General features: G+C 61.1%; 10 protein-coding genes. 7 read left to right on the top strand and 3 right to left on the bottom strand.

All coding sequences use genetic code 11. The features are described 5' to 3' along the window. Positions 1-2 precede the first annotated feature (2 nt). Together HU739_RS08305 and HU739_RS08300 are read right to left on the bottom strand one after the other, a co-directional pair. Entirely contained in the window at positions 3-1973 is a 1971-nt protein-coding gene (locus HU739_RS08305) for a MacB family efflux pump subunit (RefSeq protein WP_186550992.1), read from the bottom strand. After that, a complete protein-coding gene (locus HU739_RS08300; protein ID WP_186550993.1) occupies positions 1974-3149 on the bottom strand; it encodes an efflux RND transporter periplasmic adaptor subunit in 1176 nt (391 codons plus the stop codon). It lies immediately after the preceding gene. A 324-nt stretch (positions 3150-3473) separates the two neighbouring features. Here HU739_RS08300 and HU739_RS08295 point away from each other — a divergent pair, with 324 nt between their 5' ends. The 7 genes from HU739_RS08295 to HU739_RS08265 all read left to right on the top strand — a co-directional run bounded on the left by HU739_RS08295 (position 3474) and on the right by HU739_RS08265 (position 16669). After that, positions 3474-3953 (top strand): sigma-70 family RNA polymerase sigma factor, encoded by a 480-nt coding sequence (locus tag HU739_RS08295; protein ID WP_202883678.1) that lies wholly within the window; start codon positions 3474-3476, stop codon positions 3951-3953. A 134-nt stretch (positions 3954-4087) separates the two neighbouring features. After that, positions 4088-5425 carry a lysine N(6)-hydroxylase/L-ornithine N(5)-oxygenase family protein gene (locus HU739_RS08290; protein WP_186550995.1) on the top strand — a complete coding sequence of 446 codons (1338 nt, stop codon included), beginning with the start codon at positions 4088-4090 and terminating at the stop codon, positions 5423-5425. A 562-nt stretch (positions 5426-5987) separates the two neighbouring features. Continuing rightward, positions 5988-8687: a magnesium-translocating P-type ATPase gene (gene mgtA, locus HU739_RS08285; RefSeq protein WP_186550996.1), complete on the top strand. Its 2700-nt coding sequence runs from the start codon at positions 5988-5990 to the stop codon at positions 8685-8687. Between the two features lie 2259 nt (positions 8688-10946). Then, the gene (locus HU739_RS08280) at positions 10947-12149 is read left to right on the top strand and encodes an EAL domain-containing response regulator (RefSeq protein WP_186552463.1); all 1203 of its coding nucleotides are present in this window, start codon (positions 10947-10949) and stop codon (positions 12147-12149) included. Between the two features lie 91 nt (positions 12150-12240). After that, the gene (locus tag HU739_RS08275; protein ID WP_186552464.1) at positions 12241-12678 is read left to right on the top strand and encodes a chemotaxis protein CheY; all 438 of its coding nucleotides are present in this window, start codon (positions 12241-12243) and stop codon (positions 12676-12678) included. A gap of 138 nt (positions 12679-12816) precedes the next feature. Beyond that, positions 12817-13440, top strand: a complete 624-nt coding sequence (locus HU739_RS08270; RefSeq protein WP_186552465.1) for a response regulator transcription factor — start codon at positions 12817-12819, stop codon at positions 13438-13440. A gap of 10 nt (positions 13441-13450) precedes the next feature. Then, positions 13451-16669, top strand: a complete 3219-nt coding sequence (locus tag HU739_RS08265) for a transporter substrate-binding domain-containing protein (RefSeq protein ID WP_186552466.1) — start codon at positions 13451-13453, stop codon at positions 16667-16669. Here HU739_RS08265 and dkgB read toward each other — a convergent pair whose 3' ends face one another. Then, positions 16670-17473: a 2,5-didehydrogluconate reductase DkgB gene (gene dkgB, locus HU739_RS08260; RefSeq protein ID WP_186552467.1), complete on the bottom strand. Its 804-nt coding sequence runs from the start codon at positions 17471-17473 to the stop codon at positions 16670-16672. Positions 17474-17734 lie beyond the last annotated feature (261 nt).

The raw sequence follows: 17734 nt of genomic DNA, 5'->3' as shown, positions 1-17734 counted from the left end.
GATCATTCACTGGTAAGGGCCGTGACCGGGTCGAGCCGGGCAGCTTTGCGAGCGGGCATGAAGCCGAAGACGACGCCGGTGACCAGGGCGCAGCCAAACGCGCCGAGTACCGCCAGCAAGGAAAAGGCGACGGCGACTTCGCTGATCAGCAGGACCCCGCCGACCAGCAGCGCGAGGACGATGCCGGCCAGTCCGCCGACCACCGAAAGCATCACCGCCTCGGTGAGGAACTGCCGCAGAATGTCGCGTTGGCGCGCGCCGGTCGCCATGCGGATACCGATCTCGCGGGTGCGCTCGCGCACGGTCATGAGCATGATGTTCATCACGCCGATGCCGCCCACCAGCAGCGAGATCGCGGCAATCGAGCCGAGCATCAGCGACAGGGTGTTTTGCGTGCGGGCCTCGGCCTGAATCATCGCCGCGTTGTTGGTCAGTTCGTAATCGTGTTTGCCGTGCAGGCGTCGCATCAGGTCGTCGATGGCCAGCTCGGCTTCTTTGACCTTGCGTGCATCACTGGCGGCAATCACTACATATTCCGGCGTGTGCCCGCCGAGCAGGCGAATGGCCGCGGCGGAGTAGGGCACCGCGATCCGGTTGTCGCTGTCCTGGTCGCCGGAGCTTGCACCCTTTTCGGCAAGCACGCCGACCACCTGGAACGGCACGTTTTCGATGAGGATGTACTGGCCGATCGGGTCGGCGACGCCTTTGAGCAGTTTGTCGCGAATCTTCGTGCCGATCACCGCCACCGGCGCTGCGTTGCGTTCGTCGGCGTCGGTGAAGTAGCTGCCCTGGATCACCGGCCAGTTGAAAATGCTCGGGAAGTTGGTGTCGTTGCCGCCGACATAAGCGCTCTGGTCGAGGTTGCCGAAACGCACCACCACTTCGGCGCCGGCCACCGGCATGATGCGTTTGACTTGTGGCAGGGTTTTCAGCGCCGCCACGTCATCCAGGGTGATGATGCCCTGCGGCGTGCGCGGATTGGGCGAGGCGCCACCCAGGTACAAAAGGTTCGAACCGAATGCGCCCATTTGCGCCATGACCTGGCGCTTGCTGCCTTCGCCGACCGCAAGCATGACCACCACCGAGGCGACGCCAATGACGATGCCGAGCAGGGTCAGCGCGGTGCGAAAGCGGTTGATCCACATGACTCGCCACGCCGCTTGCACGGCATCGACCAGTTCGCCTTTCCAGGCGCCCGTGGCTTCGGCGCCTTCGCTGAGGCGTTTGCGCAAGTCCACGGCCTGCAAGGCGCCGGGATTGGCCGAGGTTTGTGCGTGAGGCGTTTCCTCGGCGCTGTCACTGATGATCAGCCCGTCGCGAATCTCGATGATGCGCTTGGCGCGGGCGGCGACTTCGCGATCGTGCGTGATCAGAATCACCACGTGGCCCTGGCTCGCCAGCTCGTCGAGCAGCGCCATGACCTCTTTGCCGCTGTGGCTGTCGAGCGCACCGGTCGGTTCGTCGGCAAGGATGATATGGCCACCGTTCATCAAGGCCCGGGCAATCGAAACCCGCTGCTGCTGACCGCCGGATAATTGATGCGGGCGGTTGCCTGTGCGTTCAGCCAGACCCAGGCGCTGCAGCAGGGCCGCCGCCCGGGCGTGGCGCTCGGCGGCAGGCGTGCCGGCATAAATGGCCGGCATCTCGACGTTTTCCTGCGCGGAGCTCGACGGAATCAGGTGATAGCCCTGAAACACAAAGCCAAAGGCTTCGCGGCGCAACCAGGCCAGTTCATCGCTGCTCAGATGGGCGACGTTTTCCCCGGCGAACAGATACTCGCCCGAGGTCGGCCGGTCGAGGCAGCCAAGGATATTCATCAGCGTCGACTTGCCGGAGCCGGAAGCGCCGACGATCGCCACGAACTCGCCGGCATGAATCGACAGGTCGATTCCGCGCAGCACGTCGACTTGCGGCGTGTCCTGACCGCCGTAGGATTTGCGGATGTCTTTGAGGTCGATCAGCGGCGTTGGCATTTAGCTTCCGCTGCCTTCGGCCGGGCCGATCAACAGGTAATCGCCTTCTTGCAGGCCGTCGAGGATCTGCACCTGCAAGCGGTCGCTGAGTCCGGTACGGACCTGACGGTGCTCGATGTCGCCGTTCTTCGCCACGACGCGCGCGGTCTGGCTGCCGGCTTGCAGGCCGTCGCTGTGCAGGGCGGCGACCGGGGCAGTCAGCACGCCTTTGGCGGCGCCGGCGACGAAGAACACCTGGGTGGTCATCTCGGCCATCAGCGCGTTGTCGCCGTTTTCGACATCGAGCAACACCGTATAGAGCACCACACGACCGCTGCCGCTTTTGTTCGTGCTATTGGGGCTGCCGCTGCCCTGGCTGGTCTGGTCCAGCGGTTTCGGCGGCACCGGCAGGATCTGCCGCACGGTGCTGCTCCAGCGCCGGTTGCCGCCGCTCAGGGTGGTGAAGTAAGCGCTCATGCCGGGTTTGACGTGGCCAATGTCGGCCTCGGAAACCTCCGCCCACACGGTCATCGGCGACAGCTTGGCGATCCGCAGGATCAAGGGTGTCTGCTGCTGTGCGTTGAGGGTCTGGCCTTCGCGGGCATCGATATTGACCACCGTGCCCGACATCGGCGCATAAATGCGCGTGTAGCCCAGCTCGGCCTGATCGCTGCGCAGGCTCGCCTGGGCCTGGCGAATCTGCGCCTGGAACATGTCGATGCGCGCCTGGGTGGCTTTCAATTCGGCGCGGGCGGTCTGCACGTCTTCTTCACGGGTCGCGCCACCGGCGGCGAGGTTCTGCTGACGCTGGAATTTCTGTTGCGCCAGTTCGTGCTGGGCGCGTTGTTCCTGCAGTTGCGCCTTGAGATTCTCGATGGAGAACTGCCCGGCGTCGAGTTTGGCTTTTTGTGTCGACGGATCGATTTCCACCAACAATTGGCCTTCCTTGACCACGTCACCGACTTCCACGTGGATCTTCTGGATCTGGCCCGAGGCCTGCGCACCGACGTCCACGTAACGCCGCGGTTGCAAGGTGCCCAGCGCGGTGACGCTACTTTCTATATCACCCCGGGTGACTTGCACGGTGGTGAATTTATCCCGGCCTGGCGGCAGGAATTGCCACGCGGCATAAGCGACAACCGGGATCAGACATAGGATTGCGAGCAGCGCGCGTCGGGCAGGGCGGGGACGTTTCATGCAGGGTTCCGGCCAGTGAAAATCGGCCCGTCGTTCGGCTGGCAGACAGATTCGGGCAGCATGAACGCTGTCGCAGGGGCGCGACAGATACGGGGAGCTGTCCTGTAAACGATAGACAGGCGAGGGAATTTAAGCGCAGACACACGAAGTAACAGCTATAGACGAGGATTTTTTATCAGGCAATGACAAACACCACTTTAAATCTATATGAGAATTACTATAAATTACGCGGCTCAAGCTGCCACTATCTTGCTACTGCGTCTGACGCGCTCGTGGATCAGTGTGCCTAGCACAGAACCCGCAGGTTTGCGGCCGGGAGTCTTGTTGGAAAACTACTATCGAGAGCTGGTGTGTTTCCTGAACGCCAAGCTCGGCAACCGTCAGGTCGCCGAAGATGTGGTGCATGACGCTTATCTGCGTGTGCTGGAGCGTTCCAGCGACACGCCGATCGAGCAACCCCGGGCGTTTCTTTATCGCACGGCGCTGAATCTGGTCATCGATGACCATCGGCGCAATGCGCTGCGTCAGGTCGAGCCGCTGGAAGTACTCGATAACGAAGAGCGCTATTTCGCTCAATCTCCGCAGTGTCCTCTGGACCATGGTCAACGCCTGGACATGCTTCAGCGTGCATTGGCAGAACTGTCGCCAGCGTGCCGCGAGAGTTTTCTGCTGCGCAAGATCGAGGGCCTGTCGCACGCTGAAATTGCCGAACAGCTTGGCATTTCCAAAGCGCTGGTCGAGAAGCACATCGTCAACGCCATGAAACATTGCCGCCTGCGCATCAAACAATGGGATGCCCATTGAGCTGTCGGCGTTAAATTTTATTTCACTGTCCTCGTTCCTACTCAACAGACGACCTGCTGTCCTGCACAAGGCCAGACGGGTTACTTAGGCTCTCCTTGCCCCTTGTTGAGGGGTTCATCCAGAGGACACTGGAAATGACTCAGGCAATTGCATCGCCCATCGTTCACGACCTGATCGGCGTCGGTTTCGGCCCTTCGAACCTGGCGCTGGCCATCGCTCTGCAAGAGCGCGGTCCGAGCCACGGCGAGCTGGATGTGCTGTTCCTCGACAAGCAGGCCGACTACAGCTGGCACGGCAACACCCTGTCGACGCAAAGCGAGTTGCAGATTTCCTTCCTCAAGGATCTGGTGACCTTGCGCAATCCGACCAGCCCGTATTCGTTCGTCAACTACCTCAAGCACCACGGGCGTCTGGTCGATTTCATCAACCTCGGCACCTTTTATCCGTGCCGCATGGAATACAACGACTACCTGCGCTGGGTGGCCGGGCAGTTCACCGCGCAGAGCCGGTATGGCGAAGAAGTGCTGACCATCGAGCCGGTACTGCACAACCATCAGGTTGAGGCGTTGCGGGTGATTTCCCGTGGCAGCGACGGCCAGCAGTTCGTGCGCACCACGCGTTCAGTGGTGGTCAGCGCCGGCGGCACGCCGCGTATTCCCGAGGCGTTCAAGGCGCTGAAAGGCGATCGCCGGGTGTTCCACCATTCGCAATACCTGTCACAAATGGCCAAACAGCCGTGTGTAAACAATCAGCCGATGAGCATCGCGATCATCGGCGGCGGGCAGAGCGCGGCAGAAGCGTTCATTGACCTGAACGATTCGTTCCCGTCGGTGCAGGTCGACATGATTTTGCGCGGCTCGGCGCTGAAACCGGCGGACGACAGCCCGTTCGTCAACGAAGTGTTCTCGCCGGAGTTCACCGACCTGGTATTCCAGCAGAACAGCGCCGAGCGCGAGCGCCTGGTCAACGAGTACCACAACACCAACTATTCGGTGGTCGACATCGACCTGATCGAGCGCATCTACGGCATCTTCTATCGCCAGAAGGTCTCCGGTGTCGCCCGTCACGCCTTCCGCACTTTGACCACCGTCGAGAAAGCCACGGCGACCGAAAACGGTGTCGAACTGGCCGTGCGCAACAACGCCACGGGTGAGGTCACGGTGCGTCATTACGATGCCGTGGTCCTGGCCACCGGTTACGAACGCCAGATGCACCGCCAGTTGCTGGCGCCGCTGGAAGAATACCTGGGCGACTTCGAGGTCGATCGCAACTACAAACTGATCACTGACGAGCGCTGCAAGGCCGGTATCTACATGCAGGGTTTCTGTCAGGCCAGTCATGGTCTGAGCGATACACTGCTGTCGGTGCTGCCGATCCGTGCCGATGAAATTGCCGGCTCGTTGTACGAGCATGGCAAGCATCGCGGGCACAGCCGTTCGGTGGCAGACCTGTTGCTGGCCACCGCCAGCTGAGTTCTGCATCGCCCGACACACCGCCTTCGCGAGCAGGCTCGCTCCCACAATGATTCTGTGTACGCAGGACAAAGTGTGGGAGCGAGCCTGCTCGCGAAGGGGCCGTTGAACGCAGCGAAAATGCTGAATCTGAACCCCTCCTGAACGCCCTCCATATTCCCCCCTCGTGCCGGTTTACTCCCCAGACATCGGGGCGTAAGCTTCGCGCGTTTTCAACCAAAGCGGAGACCCACAGTGGGTACTTGTTCGAGTGACAGTTGTCGGCCGGTCTCGGTAACCGGCAGATTCTCGGCAAGATAACGCGCAGCCTTTCCCTGCCGTTGTCTCGCCGAAAAAAGCGAGCAGCGGCATCCCGTGCATGGCCCGTCCCGGGGCATGTCTCGACGTCCTTCTCATCGACGCTGAACGATGCGTGATTGCGACTTGCTGTCGTGATCGCACGCTATCGACACGCCGGTCTCTTTGACCGGCGCGCCACGCCTTGCCGTGCCGGCTTTCCGGGTGGCAGCGGCGCGGCCGTACCTGCTTGACGGTTTCCCGGCTGACCATAGGGGCCACAGCCATGAAACTGACGCTCAAGGAGTTTTTCGCAGGTTTCCTGCGTACTCGCCACATCGCCCGGCACTTCCGTCGCCTGGCGCTGCTGGAATCGATCAACGACAGCACGGTCAGCCGTGAAGTGCCGCCAACCCTGGCCAATACCCTGGTCGATGCCGCCCAAGGCGACAGCGCCGCCGTGTTGTCCGCACTGGGTACGCACGGCGATGGCCTCAATGATGTCGAGGCTGCCGCGCTGCGTGTGCAATACGGACTCAATGAAGTCGAACACGAGCAGCCGCTGCCGTGGTGGGTGCACCTGTGGCACTGCTACAAAAACCCGTTCAACCTGCTGCTGACTTTGCTCGCGGTGATCTCGTGGCTGACTGAAGACCTCAAGGCCGCCGTGGTGATTTTTTCCATGGTGGTGCTGTCGACGCTGCTGCGCTTCTGGCAGGAAAGCAAATCCAACCAGGCCGCCGATGCGCTCAATGCCATGGTCAGCAATACCGCTACGGTGCTGCGCCGTGATGCGCCGCGCCGCGAATTGCCGATCAAGCAACTGGTGCCGGGCGATCTCATTGCACTCTCGGCCGGCGACATGATTCCCGCCGATTGCCGGGTGCTCAGTGCCAAGGATCTGTTTGTCAGTCAGGCCGCGATGACGGGGGAATCGATGCCGGTGGAGAAATTCGCCCATCAGGCGCAACGCGACACGCGCAATCCACTGGAGCTGGACAACATTGTGTTCATGGGCACCAACGTGGTCTCCGGCACCGCGGTGGCGGTGGTCCTGACCACCGGCAACCGCACCTATTTCGGTGCGCTGGCGCAGCGCGTCGGAGCGACCGACCGAGCGGTGACGTCCTTCCAGATGGGCGTGAACAAAGTCAGTTGGCTATTGATCCGGTTCATGTTCGTGATGGCGCCGCTGGTGCTGTTCATCAACGGGTTCACCAAGGGCGACTGGACCGAAGCGCTGCTGTTCGCCCTGTCGATTGCCGTCGGCCTGACCCCGGAAATGCTGCCGATGATCGTCACCTCAACCCTGGCCAAGGGTGCGGTATTCCTGTCGCGCAAGAAAGTCATCGTCAAGCGCCTCGACGCGATCCAGAACTTCGGCGCGATGGACGTGCTGTGCACCGACAAGACCGGCACGCTGACTCAGGACAAGATTTTTCTGGCGCGCCACGTCGACGTCTGGGGTGGGGACTGCGACGACGTGCTGGAAATGGCCTACTTGAACAGCTACTACCAGACCGGCCTGAAAAACCTGCTGGATGTCGCCGTGCTGGAACACGTGGAAGTCCACCGCGAATTGAAAGTCGGCACGGCGTTTCGCAAAGTCGACGAGATCCCGTTCGACTTCAATCGGCGGCGCATGTCGGTGGTGGTTGAAGGGCGCGGCCAGCCGCATCAATTGATCTGCAAAGGCGCGGTGGAAGAAGTGCTGGCGGTGTGCAGCCGAGTGCGTCACGGCGAGGCCGATGAAGCCCTCAGTGAAGAATTGCTGACGCGGATTCGTCAGGTCACCGCAACCTTCAATGCCGAAGGCTTGCGCGTCGTTGCAGTGGCCGCGCGCTCGATGCCCCAAGGGCGCGACACTTACAGCCTGGCCGATGAGCAGCAACTGACGCTGATCGGCTACGTGGCGTTCCTCGACCCACCCAAGGAAAGCACCGCGCCGGCGCTCAAGGCCTTGGCCGAACATGGCGTGGCGGTGAAGGTGCTGACCGGCGACAACGAGTTGGTCACCGCCAAGATCTGCCGCGAAGTGGGCCTCGCGCAACAGGGATTGCTGCTGGGCAATGACGTCGAGCGCATGAGCGATGCCGAACTGGCCGTGGCCGTGGAAACCACCAACGTTTTCGCCCGCCTGACGCCATCGCACAAAGAGCGCATCGTGCGTCTGCTAAAGGGCAATGGCCATGTGGTCGGGTTCATGGGTGACGGCATCAACGATGCGCCGGCATTGCGCACCGCCGACATCGGTATTTCCGTGGACAGCGCGGTAGACATTGCCAAGGAAGCGGCCGACATCATCCTCTTGGAAAAGAGCTTGATGGTGCTGGAGGAGGGCGTGCTCGAAGGGCGGCGTACCTTCGCCAACATGCTCAAGTACATCAAAATGACCGCCAGTTCCAACTTCGGCAACGTGTTCTCGGTGCTGGTCGCCAGTGCGTTCATTCCGTTTCTGCCGATGTTGCCGATGCACCTGCTGGTGCAGAACCTGCTCTATGACATTTCGCAGATCGCCATTCCGTTCGATAACGTCGACGAGGACATGCTGAAAAAACCACAGCGCTGGCAGCCGGGCGACGTCGGACGCTTCATGCTGTTCTTCGGCCCGATCAGTTCGATTTTCGACATCACCACCTTTGCCTTGATGTGGTACGTGTTCGCCGCCAACACGCCGGAGCAGCAGACCCTGTTTCAGTCTGGCTGGTTCGTGGTCGGGTTGCTGACCCAGACGCTGATCGTGCACATGATCCGCACGCCTAAGATTCCGTTCCTGCAGAGCCGTGCCGCAATGCCGTTGCTGGTGATGACCGGGATCATCATGGCGGTCGGTATCTTTCTGCCGATGGGACCGCTGGCGCACTACTTCAAACTGCAGGCGCTGCCGTCGCTGTACTTCGTGTTCCTGCCGGTGATTCTGCTGGCGTACATGGCGCTGACCCAGGCGGTGAAAGGGTTCTACATTCGCCGGTTTGGCTGGCAATAACACCACGGCCTCACTGTTTACTCCCTGGTGGGAGCGAGCCTGCTCGTGAAAGCGCAGTGTCAGCCGTAGATGCGTTGACCGGCCTGACGTCTTCGCGGGCAAGCCCGCTCCCACAGGTTTCGGCGGTGTGTTCGCGATAGTGGCAGCACTAAAAAACGATGCGGGAGCGGGCTTGCTCGCGAAAGCTCAGTGTCAGTTGCAGGTGCGTTGACTGGCCTGACCCCTTCGCGAGCAGGCCCGCTCCCACAGGTTTCGGCGGTGTGTTCGCGATAGTGGCAACACCAAAAAACGATGTGGGAGTGAGCTTGCTCGCGAAAGCGCAGTGTCAGTCGCAGATGCGTTGACCGGCCTGACGTCTTCGCGGGCAAGCCCGCTCCCACAGGTTTCGGCGGTGTGTTCGCGATAGTGGCAACACTGGAAAGCCAGTGTGGGAGCGAGCCTGCTCGCGAAAGCGCTGTGTCAGCCGCAGATGCGTTGACTGACGAAACGCCTTCGCGGGCAGGCCCGCTCCCACAGGTTTCGGCGGTGTGTTCGCGATAGCGGCAACACTGGAAAGCCAGTGTGGGAGTGAGCTTGCTCGCGAAAGCGCAGTGTCAGTTGCAGGTGCGTTTACTGACGAAACGCCTTCGCGGGCAAGCCCGCTCCCACAGGTTTCGGCGGTGTGTTCGCGATAACGGCAACACTGGAAAGCCAGTGTGGGAGCGAGCTTGCTCGCGAAAGCGCAGTGTCAGTCGCAGATGCGTTGACTGACGAAACGCCTTCGCGGGCAGGCCCGCTCCCACAGGTTTCGGCGGTGTGTTCGCGATAGTGGCAACACTAAAAAACGATATGGGAGCGGGCTTGCTCGCGAAAGCGCAGTGTCAATTGCAGGTGCGTTGACTGACGAAACGCCTTCGCGGGCAAGCCCGCTCCCACAGGTTTCGGCGGTGTGTTCGCGATAGTGGCAACACTAAAAAACGATGTGGGAGCGGGCTTGCTCGCGAAAGCGCAGTGTCAGTCGCAGATGCGTTGACTGACGAAACGCCTTCGCGGGCAGGCCCGCTCCCACAGGTTTCGGCGGTGTGTTCGCGATAGCGGCAACACTAAAAAACGATGTGGGAGTGAGCTTGCTCGCGAAAGCGCAGTGTCAGTTGCAGGTGCGTTTACTGACGAAACGCCTTCGCGGGCAAGCCCGCTCCCACAGGTTTCGGCGGTGTGTTCGCGATAGCGGCAACACTGGAAAGCCAGTGTGGGACTGAGCTTGCTCGCGAAAGCGCAGTGTCAGTTGCAGGTGCGTTGACTGGCCTGACCCCTTCGCGGGCAAGCCCGCTCCCACAGGTTTCGGCGGTGTGTTCGCGATAGTGGCAACACTAAAAAACGATGTGGGAGTGAGCTTGCTCGCGAAAGCGCAGTGTCAGTTGCAGGTGCGTTTACTGACGAAACGCCTTCGCGGGCAGGCCCGCTCCCACAGGTTTCGGCGGTGTGTTCGCGATAGTGGCAGCACTAAAAAACGATGCGGGAGCGGGCTTGCTCGCGAAAGCTCAGTGTCAGTTGCAGGTGCGTTTACTGACGAAACGCCTTCGCGGGCAAGCCCGCTCCCACAGGTTTCGGCGGTGTGTTCGCGATAGTGGCAGCACTAAAAAACGATGCGGGAGCGGGCTTGCTCGCGAAAGCGCAGTGTCAATTGCAGGTGCGTTGACTGACGAAACGCCTTCGCGGGCAAGCCCGCTCCCACAGGTTTCGGCGGTGTGTTCGCGATAGTGGCAACACTAAAAAACGATGTGGGAGCGGGCTTGCTCGCGAAAGCGCAGTGTCAGTCGCAGATGCGTTGACCGGCCTGACGCCTTCGCGGGCAGGCCCGCTCCCACAGTTTTCGGCGGTGTGTTCGCGATAGTGGCAGCACTAAAAAACGATGCGGGAGCGGGCTTGCTCGCGAAAGCTCAGTGTCAGTTGCAGGTGCGTTGACTGGCCTGACCCCTTCGCGAGCAAGCCCGCTCCCACAGGTTTCGGCGGTGTGTTCGCGATAACGGCAACACTAAAAAACGATGTGGGAGCGGGCTTGCTCGCGAAAGCGCAGTGTCAGCCGCAGATGCGTTGACTGACGAAACGCCTTCGCAGGCCCAGTGCGCGCAAACCACGTCGGCTGATCCTGGCCCTGGAGCCATTGTTGCAGCATTCGATGTTTAGGAAATTTCTCACGAATTTTGAGACGTTTCCTGAAGATTCGCCTCCTTGAATGACCCAGACTGACTCACGCCATTCAACCGTGAGTCCGCCCCCATGTCCGATCTGCCGCTACGGGTTTTAGTACTGGAGGACCATCCTTTTCAACGTTCGGTTGCGGTGAATATCTTGCGCACCCTGGGCTGTCGCGAGGTGCTTGAGGCGAGTGACGGTGCCCAGGCGCTGGCTTTGCTGGACCGGGCAGGCGTGGTCGACGTGGCCCTGTGCGACTTGCAGATGGAAGGCATGGATGGATTGGAATTCCTGCAACGGGTCGGCGAGTCAGGCCAGGTCAAGTCGGTGATCATCAGCAGTTCGCTGTCGGTGGATTTACGCCGGGCTGTGCATCAGATGGTGACGTTACTCGGTCTGGAACTGCTCGGCGATGTTGGCAAGCCGCTGCACGTACAGGGGCTGGCAGACCTGTTGAAAAAAGCCGTCGACAGGCCGCGCGTGACCTGCCTGCCGGCAGCCACCGTGAAGCTGGCCAGCGCAGCGGCGGTGCGCCAGGCCTTGGCTGAACAGCAGTTGCGCGCCTGGTACCAGCCCAAGTTCAACCTGCATACCGGTGAAGTCTGTGGCGTCGAAGTGTTGTGCCGCTGGTTGCATCCGCTTCAGGGCGCCATTGCCCCGGCAATGTTCATGCCCGTGCTGGAACAGTGCGGATTGCTCGACGCGTTGTTGTTTTCTCAGATGGAACAGGCCCTGACGGTGCAACGCAGCGCCCGGGCCAACGGTTTCGTCTTAAACATGGCGTTCAATCTGCAAACGGTGCAACTGGCCAACGCTGAGCTGGCCGCCAGTCTCAAGGCTTTGCTCAGGCGCCACGGCGCGTGCGGCGCCAGCCTGACTTTCGAACTGACGGAAAGCGGCTTGCTGGAAGCGCCGGCCACCAGTCTGGAAACCCTGGTGCGTCTGCGGATGATGGGCTGCCGCTTGTCGATCGATGACTTCGGTGCCGGGTTCTCCTCCTTGCAGCGTTTGTGTCAGTTGCCGTTCAACGAGATCAAGCTCGACGCCGACTTCGTTCGCAACCTCGCCGATGAGCCGCGCTGCCGGGCGGCGATCAGCAGCACGCTGGCGCTGGGTGAAACATTGGGCATGAGCGTGGTGATCGAGGGCATCGAGACCGATGCCCAACGCCGCGAACTTCTTGCGCTGGGCTGCACGCAAGGTCAGGGCTACTGGTACGCGAAGCCCATGGCCGGAGCGGATCTTCTCGTCTGGTTGCGGCAGCGCAGCTCGGCGGACCTCGGATGAATAACCGGTTTTTTAGGAAAAGTCTTACAGAGTCTTCCAGGTGTCCTGCGTAGCCTTGTCCCAAGAAAATTTCACCCTCGGGAGATTGACCATGATCAACAAAGCCCTGCGAATCCTGATCGCCGACCCGCAGCATTTTCACCGGATGAAGATCGAGCGCCTGTTCAACCACCTCGATTACTACCGCGTTGCCCCGGTGCAGGACCTCGCCGAGTTGTTGACCCTGGTCGACTACGGCTGTGAACCCTTCGATGTGGTGGTCATCAACGCCGAGCTGGCCGCTGGCAAGCTCGATTTGCTGGGGTTTTTCCTGGGCAATGCACAGGTGCGCCATGCCCTGATCTACAACGAACCCAGCGCACCCCTGCAGATGGCGGCCGGTTTTGCCCAGGAAAATGTCCAGATCAGCCCTGTCGCATTGCCCTCATCGGCGTTGATCCGGCAATTGATGGCGTTCGTCGATGCGCCAGAGCAGCAACCGGACGCGTCAGGCTGGGCACCGCAAGCAGCGCTGCAACGTCGGGCCTAACACATTCTATTGGTTTGCGCACCTGTCAGACTTGACAGGTGTTTCGATTTTCATCCCGTGTAACAGTCGCTGTGCAGCCACCGTGTCTGGAACAGTCCAGTGGTCGACTGCATTGCCAGTTTTGTCTCGGGAGTGTCCATGAAGTCAGCGCTGATCGTCGACGACCATCCAGTGGTGTGCGCTGCCGTCCGGATTGTGCTGCAAGCTGAAGGCTTCAAGGTGATCTACGAGGCCAGCAATGGCAACGAGGTGGTGTCGCTGATCCGCGAGCACGCGCCGCAACTGGTGATCCTTGACTTGCATCTGCCGGTATTCGACGGACTGGATGTCATGGCGCGGATCAAAGCCAGCGGGCTTGACTGTCGCATCGTGGTGTTCAGTTCCTATGATCCGTTGTTTTACCAGGAGCGCTGCCAGCGCGCCGGGGCCATGGCCTACGTGACCAAAACCAATCAGCTGCAACAACTGCACGAAGCCATTCGCGCGGTGATGTCGGGCTATACATTTTTCTCTTCTTTGCCGGACGGCCACGCGTCGAGCATTGTGCAGCGCTCGGAAGAAGACCTGATCGACCGGCTTTCCGATCGCGAACTGAGCATTTTCCTGCAACTGAGCCAAGGCAAGACCAACAAGGCAATTGCCGAGGGCATGCACCTCAGCCATAAAACAGTGAGCACGTATAAGAAACGGCTGATGCAAAAGCTCGGGCTGAATTCGGTCGTGCATTCGCGCGAATTCGCCATACGCAATCATTTGATCTGAACGCACGGACATGGCACTGGGATATCGGCTTTTCGGGCTGTGGCTGAGCTGCCTGACCAGCGCTTGGGCGGATGAAACATCGCAGCGGCTGGAACTGGTGACGCGTGCCGGGGCGGCGCATGCCGAGGTTCGCCTCGACGCGCAGGATCGCCAGTGGTTGCGCGAGCACCCGGTATTGCGCATGGGCATTTCCGGGCCGGATTACCCGCCGTTCGAAATCACCCGACATCAACATGAACTGGAAGGGCTCACCGCCGATTACGCTGATCTGCTGGGGCAACTGCTCGGCGTCCGGATCGATGTTCGGCGCTTCGCTGACCGGCCGGCCTTGATGGCGGCGCTCAAGCGTGGCGAACTGGACTTGCTGGGCACCTCCAACCGCTTTGAAATCGCCGACCCCGATTTTGTGCTGTCGCGCGCGTACGCCGAAGACCAGCCGATGCTGGTGATCCGCCACGACGACACCCTGTCGGCCGATCTTGCCGGCAAGCGTATCGCCATGGTCGAGGACTATCTGCCGCTGGCAAGCGTACAAGCGTTCTATCCCGACGCTCAGGTGCAACGCTACCCGTCGGCCATGGATGCCCTCGGTGCGGTGGCTTTCGGTGCGGATGATGTCTACCTGGGAGACTTCATCAGCTCCAACTACCTGATCAACACCAATTACCGCAACGATCTGCAACTGGCCGGGCCGTCCGGGCTGGACGCCAACCCGTTCGGCTTTGCCCTGTTGCGCACCGACGTGCGCCTCAAGCGCCTCGTCGACAAGGCGCTTGAGGCCGTGCCCATGGAGCGCCGCCAGCTCATCGAGCAGCGTTGGAGTGTCGGTCATGCGGAGATGGCGGAACAGTCACAGGTGCAACTCAGTGTGATGGAGCAGGATTGGCTGAATCGACATCCGGTGGTGCGGGTCGGTGTCATTGATGATTTCGCCCCGCTGACTTTTTTCGACGCCGACGGCCGTTTCAGCGGGCTAGGCGCGCAGTTGCTGACTTTGATCAGTCAGCGCAGCGGTTTGCAGTTCGAACGGGTGCGCGGGGTTTCCCTCGACCGTCAGATCGAGCAGCTCAAGACTGGCGAACTCGATCTGCTGCCGGTGGTAACGCCGAGCAATGAACGCGAAGCCGAACTGGCCTTCACCCGCGCCTACCTGAACAATCCGTTTGTCCTGGTCGCTTCGACAGCCGCGCAGAGCCCGCGTCGCCTCGATGACCTGACCGGCAAGCGGGTGGCCATCTATCGCGGCCACCCGCTGCGCGACTACCTGTCGGGACGCATTCCCGGCGTACGTCTGGTCGAAGTCCAAAGCCCCGCCGAGGGCATGGAGCTGATCGCCAAGGGACAGGTGGACGCCACGGTCAGTTCGTTGCTGGTTGCGCGTTTTTTGCTGACCCGTCATTACCGCGATCGCTTGCGTATCATCGGTACGGTCGGCGACCAGCCGGCGCGGATTGCCTTGGCCACCGCACCGCAGGCGACCGCGCTGCACTCGATTCTGAACAAGGCGCTGCTGAGTATTTCGCCGCAGCATATGGATGAATTGGTCGAGCGCTGGAGCCATGACGTCGTCGTGGACGCCAGCTACTGGTTGCGTCACCGCCAGTCGATTTTGCTGGGCTTCGCCGCTGCGGCCGTGCTGCTGGTGCTGGCGCTGCTGTGGATCGGTTTTCAGCGCCGGCAGCTTCGCCAGCGTCAGCAGTGGTTGCAACAACTGCAGCAAGCCAAGCAGACGGCCGACGACGCCAACCGGGCGAAAACCACGTTTCTGGCGACCATGAGCCATGAAATCCGTACGCCGATGAACGCCTTGATCGGCATGCTCGAGCTGGCGCTGAAGCGGGCGGACGAGGGCGAAACCGATCGGCTGGCAATTCAGGTTGCGGCCAACGCCGGGCAGCAACTGCTGGCGTTGATCGGCGACATTCTCGACATTGCCAGGATCGAGTCCGGGCACCTTTCAGTGGCACCGGAACGCGCCAACCTGCGCGATCTGGTGACGTCGGTGAGCCGTGTCTTCGAAGGGCTGGCGCGGCAAAAACGGCTGTTGTGGCGCATCGACCTGGACGAACACAGTGACGTCGATGTGCTGATCGATCCGACACGTTTCAAGCAAGTGCTGTCGAACCTGCTGAGCAACGCCATCAAGTTCACTGAGCAGGGGGAAGTCAGTCTGTCGCTCGAACTTAAACTGAAATCGGCAGAAAAACTGGCACTGACCGTGATCATCGAGGACAGCGGGCTGGGTATCAGTGCCGTTGATCGGCAGCGGTTGTTCAGCCCGTTTGTCCAGGTCGGCAACCATCCGGGTGCAGTACGCAGTGGTTCCGGACCGGGGCTGGTGATCAGCCGCAGCCTCTGCGAGCTGATGGGCGGCACCTTGCAGCTCGACAGCGAACCGGGGCTCGGCACGCGGGTCGAGCTGCGCTTTGAACTGCCGCGCCTGACTGCACTCGCAGCGGTTCCGCCAAGTACGCAAGAGGCGCCGCGCGCGCTGCGATCACTCGACGTGCTGGTGGTCGACGACCATCCGGTCAATCGATTGCTGCTGTGTTGGCAACTCAGCGACCTCGGGCATCGCACCGTCGACACCGAGAATGGCGAGCAGGGCCTGGAACGCTGGCGCGCTCAGGTGTTCGATGTCGTTATCACGGACTGCAACATGCCGCACCGCAACGGCTATGAGCTGGCACGGGCAATCCGCGATGAGGAAACGCACAGCGCACGCACACCGTGCCGGATCATTGGATTTACCGCCAACGCCCAAGTCCAGGAGCGGGTGCGCTGTTTCGAGGCGGGTATGGACGATTGCCTGTTCAAACCGATCCGCTTGAGCGACCTGGCGCAGGCCTTGAAGGGTATCGCTCATTGCCGGCGAGAGATGGAGCCAGTCTCAGCCCCTGCATTGACGGAAATCGACCTCAGCGCGCTGGAGCAAATGGCCGGCAATGACCACTCGTTGATCGAACGCCTGCGCGCCGAAGTCTCGCGCAGCCTGGACCAGGACCTGCAGCGTCTGGCGAGTTTGCAGGGCGGGGATGACCACAGTGGCTTGCGCGAACTGGCCCATCACATCAAGGGCGGTGCGCAAATGGTCGGCGCGGCGCGCCTGGTGGCCGCGTGTGTCGAACTCGAACAGGCTTGCCAGCAGGCCGATGCGGTGGCGGTTCTGCCGGCAATCAAGACGCTGCGCGAAGCCATGCATAACCTCGCGCAACGTCTTCAGGCCTGATCAGTCCCAGGCAGGGGCGAGGCCTTTCGGGCTGGTCAGGCGATGGCCGCGGTCCAGGCTGGCGATCAGCGCCATGTCGGCATCGCTCAGTGTCAGCGCGGTCGCACCGAGGTTGCTGTGCAGGTTGGCGCGTCGGGTCGAGGACGGAATCACCGCAAAACCCGACTGCATTGCCCAGGCCAGCGTGACCTGCGCCGGGGTGGCGTGCAGGCGCTCGGCAATCTTCTGGATCAGCGGATCCTGCAACACTTCGCCGTAGGCGAGGGTCATGTACGAGGTGATGTGAATGCCTTGGCTGTGGGCGAACTCGACGACTTTACGGTTTTGCAGGTACGGGTGCAGTTCGATCTGATTGGTCGCAATGTGCTCGGCACCGACGGCGGCGATGGCCTGTTTCATCAGGTCGATGGTGAAGTTGGACACGCCGATCTGTCGCGTCAGGCCCAGGCGTTTTGCCTCCAGCAGCGCGCCCATGAACTCCTCGACAGGGACCTCGTGGTTGGGCGAGGGCCAATGGATCAGCGTCAGGTCGAGGTAGTCGGTCTGCAATTTGTGCAGGCTTTCCTTGAGACTGGCGATCAGGCGATCTGCGGCGAAGTTGGCCACCCAGATCTTGCTGGTAATGAACAGCGCGTCGCGCGCGATTCCACTGGCAGCGATCGCCTGACCCACCTCGGTTTCGTTTTCGTAAATCTGCGCGGTGTCGATGGCGCGGTAGCCGAGTTCAAGGGCCGTGCTCACTGAATCAATGACCACCTGGCCTTGCAGGCGAAACGTACCAAGACCGAAAGCGGGAACAGACATGGAATGACTCCTGGAATGCAGTGGGAATGGCCGCAGTATCCGCGTCCGGATCAATGAGAAAAACCGCTGGTGGGACAAAGCAATGTTGAGCAGAAGTCATGAATCATTTTCGAGATCCGGGTTGTCCGGCCTGCCCCCTTCGCGAGCAAGCTCGCTCTCACAGAAGTTGTGGTTATGCACAAATCATGGGTCCACCCAGAATCCTGTGGGAGCGAGCCTGCTCGCGAAGGGCGCACCGCCAATCCATCGTTCTGCATATAG

Origin of the sequence: Pseudomonas hamedanensis, from assembly GCF_014268595.2 — a bacterium.
GTDB lineage: Bacteria > Pseudomonadota > Gammaproteobacteria > Pseudomonadales > Pseudomonadaceae > Aquipseudomonas > Aquipseudomonas hamedanensis.
This window is presented reverse-complemented; position numbering and strand designations above follow the sequence as displayed.

Bases quoted from the DNA above. Each gene is read 5' to 3' on its own strand.
- HU739_RS08305 (WP_186550992.1), bottom strand. From the start codon at position 1,973: ATGCCAACGCCGCTGATCGACCTCAAAGACATCCGCAAATCCTACGGC.
- HU739_RS08300 (WP_186550993.1), bottom strand. From the start codon at position 3,149: ATGAAACGTCCCCGCCCTGCCCGACGCGCGCTGCTCGCAATCCTATGT.
- HU739_RS08290 (WP_186550995.1), top strand. From the start codon at position 4,088: ATGACTCAGGCAATTGCATCGCCCATCGTTCACGACCTGATCGGCGTC.
- mgtA (WP_186550996.1), top strand. From the start codon at position 5,988: ATGAAACTGACGCTCAAGGAGTTTTTCGCAGGTTTCCTGCGTACTCGC.
- HU739_RS08280 (WP_186552463.1), top strand. From the start codon at position 10,947: ATGTCCGATCTGCCGCTACGGGTTTTAGTACTGGAGGACCATCCTTTT.
- HU739_RS08275 (WP_186552464.1), top strand. From the start codon at position 12,241: ATGATCAACAAAGCCCTGCGAATCCTGATCGCCGACCCGCAGCATTTT.
- HU739_RS08270 (WP_186552465.1), top strand. From the start codon at position 12,817: ATGAAGTCAGCGCTGATCGTCGACGACCATCCAGTGGTGTGCGCTGCC.
- HU739_RS08265 (WP_186552466.1), top strand. From the start codon at position 13,451: ATGGCACTGGGATATCGGCTTTTCGGGCTGTGGCTGAGCTGCCTGACC.
- dkgB (WP_186552467.1), bottom strand. From the start codon at position 17,473: ATGTCTGTTCCCGCTTTCGGTCTTGGTACGTTTCGCCTGCAAGGCCAG.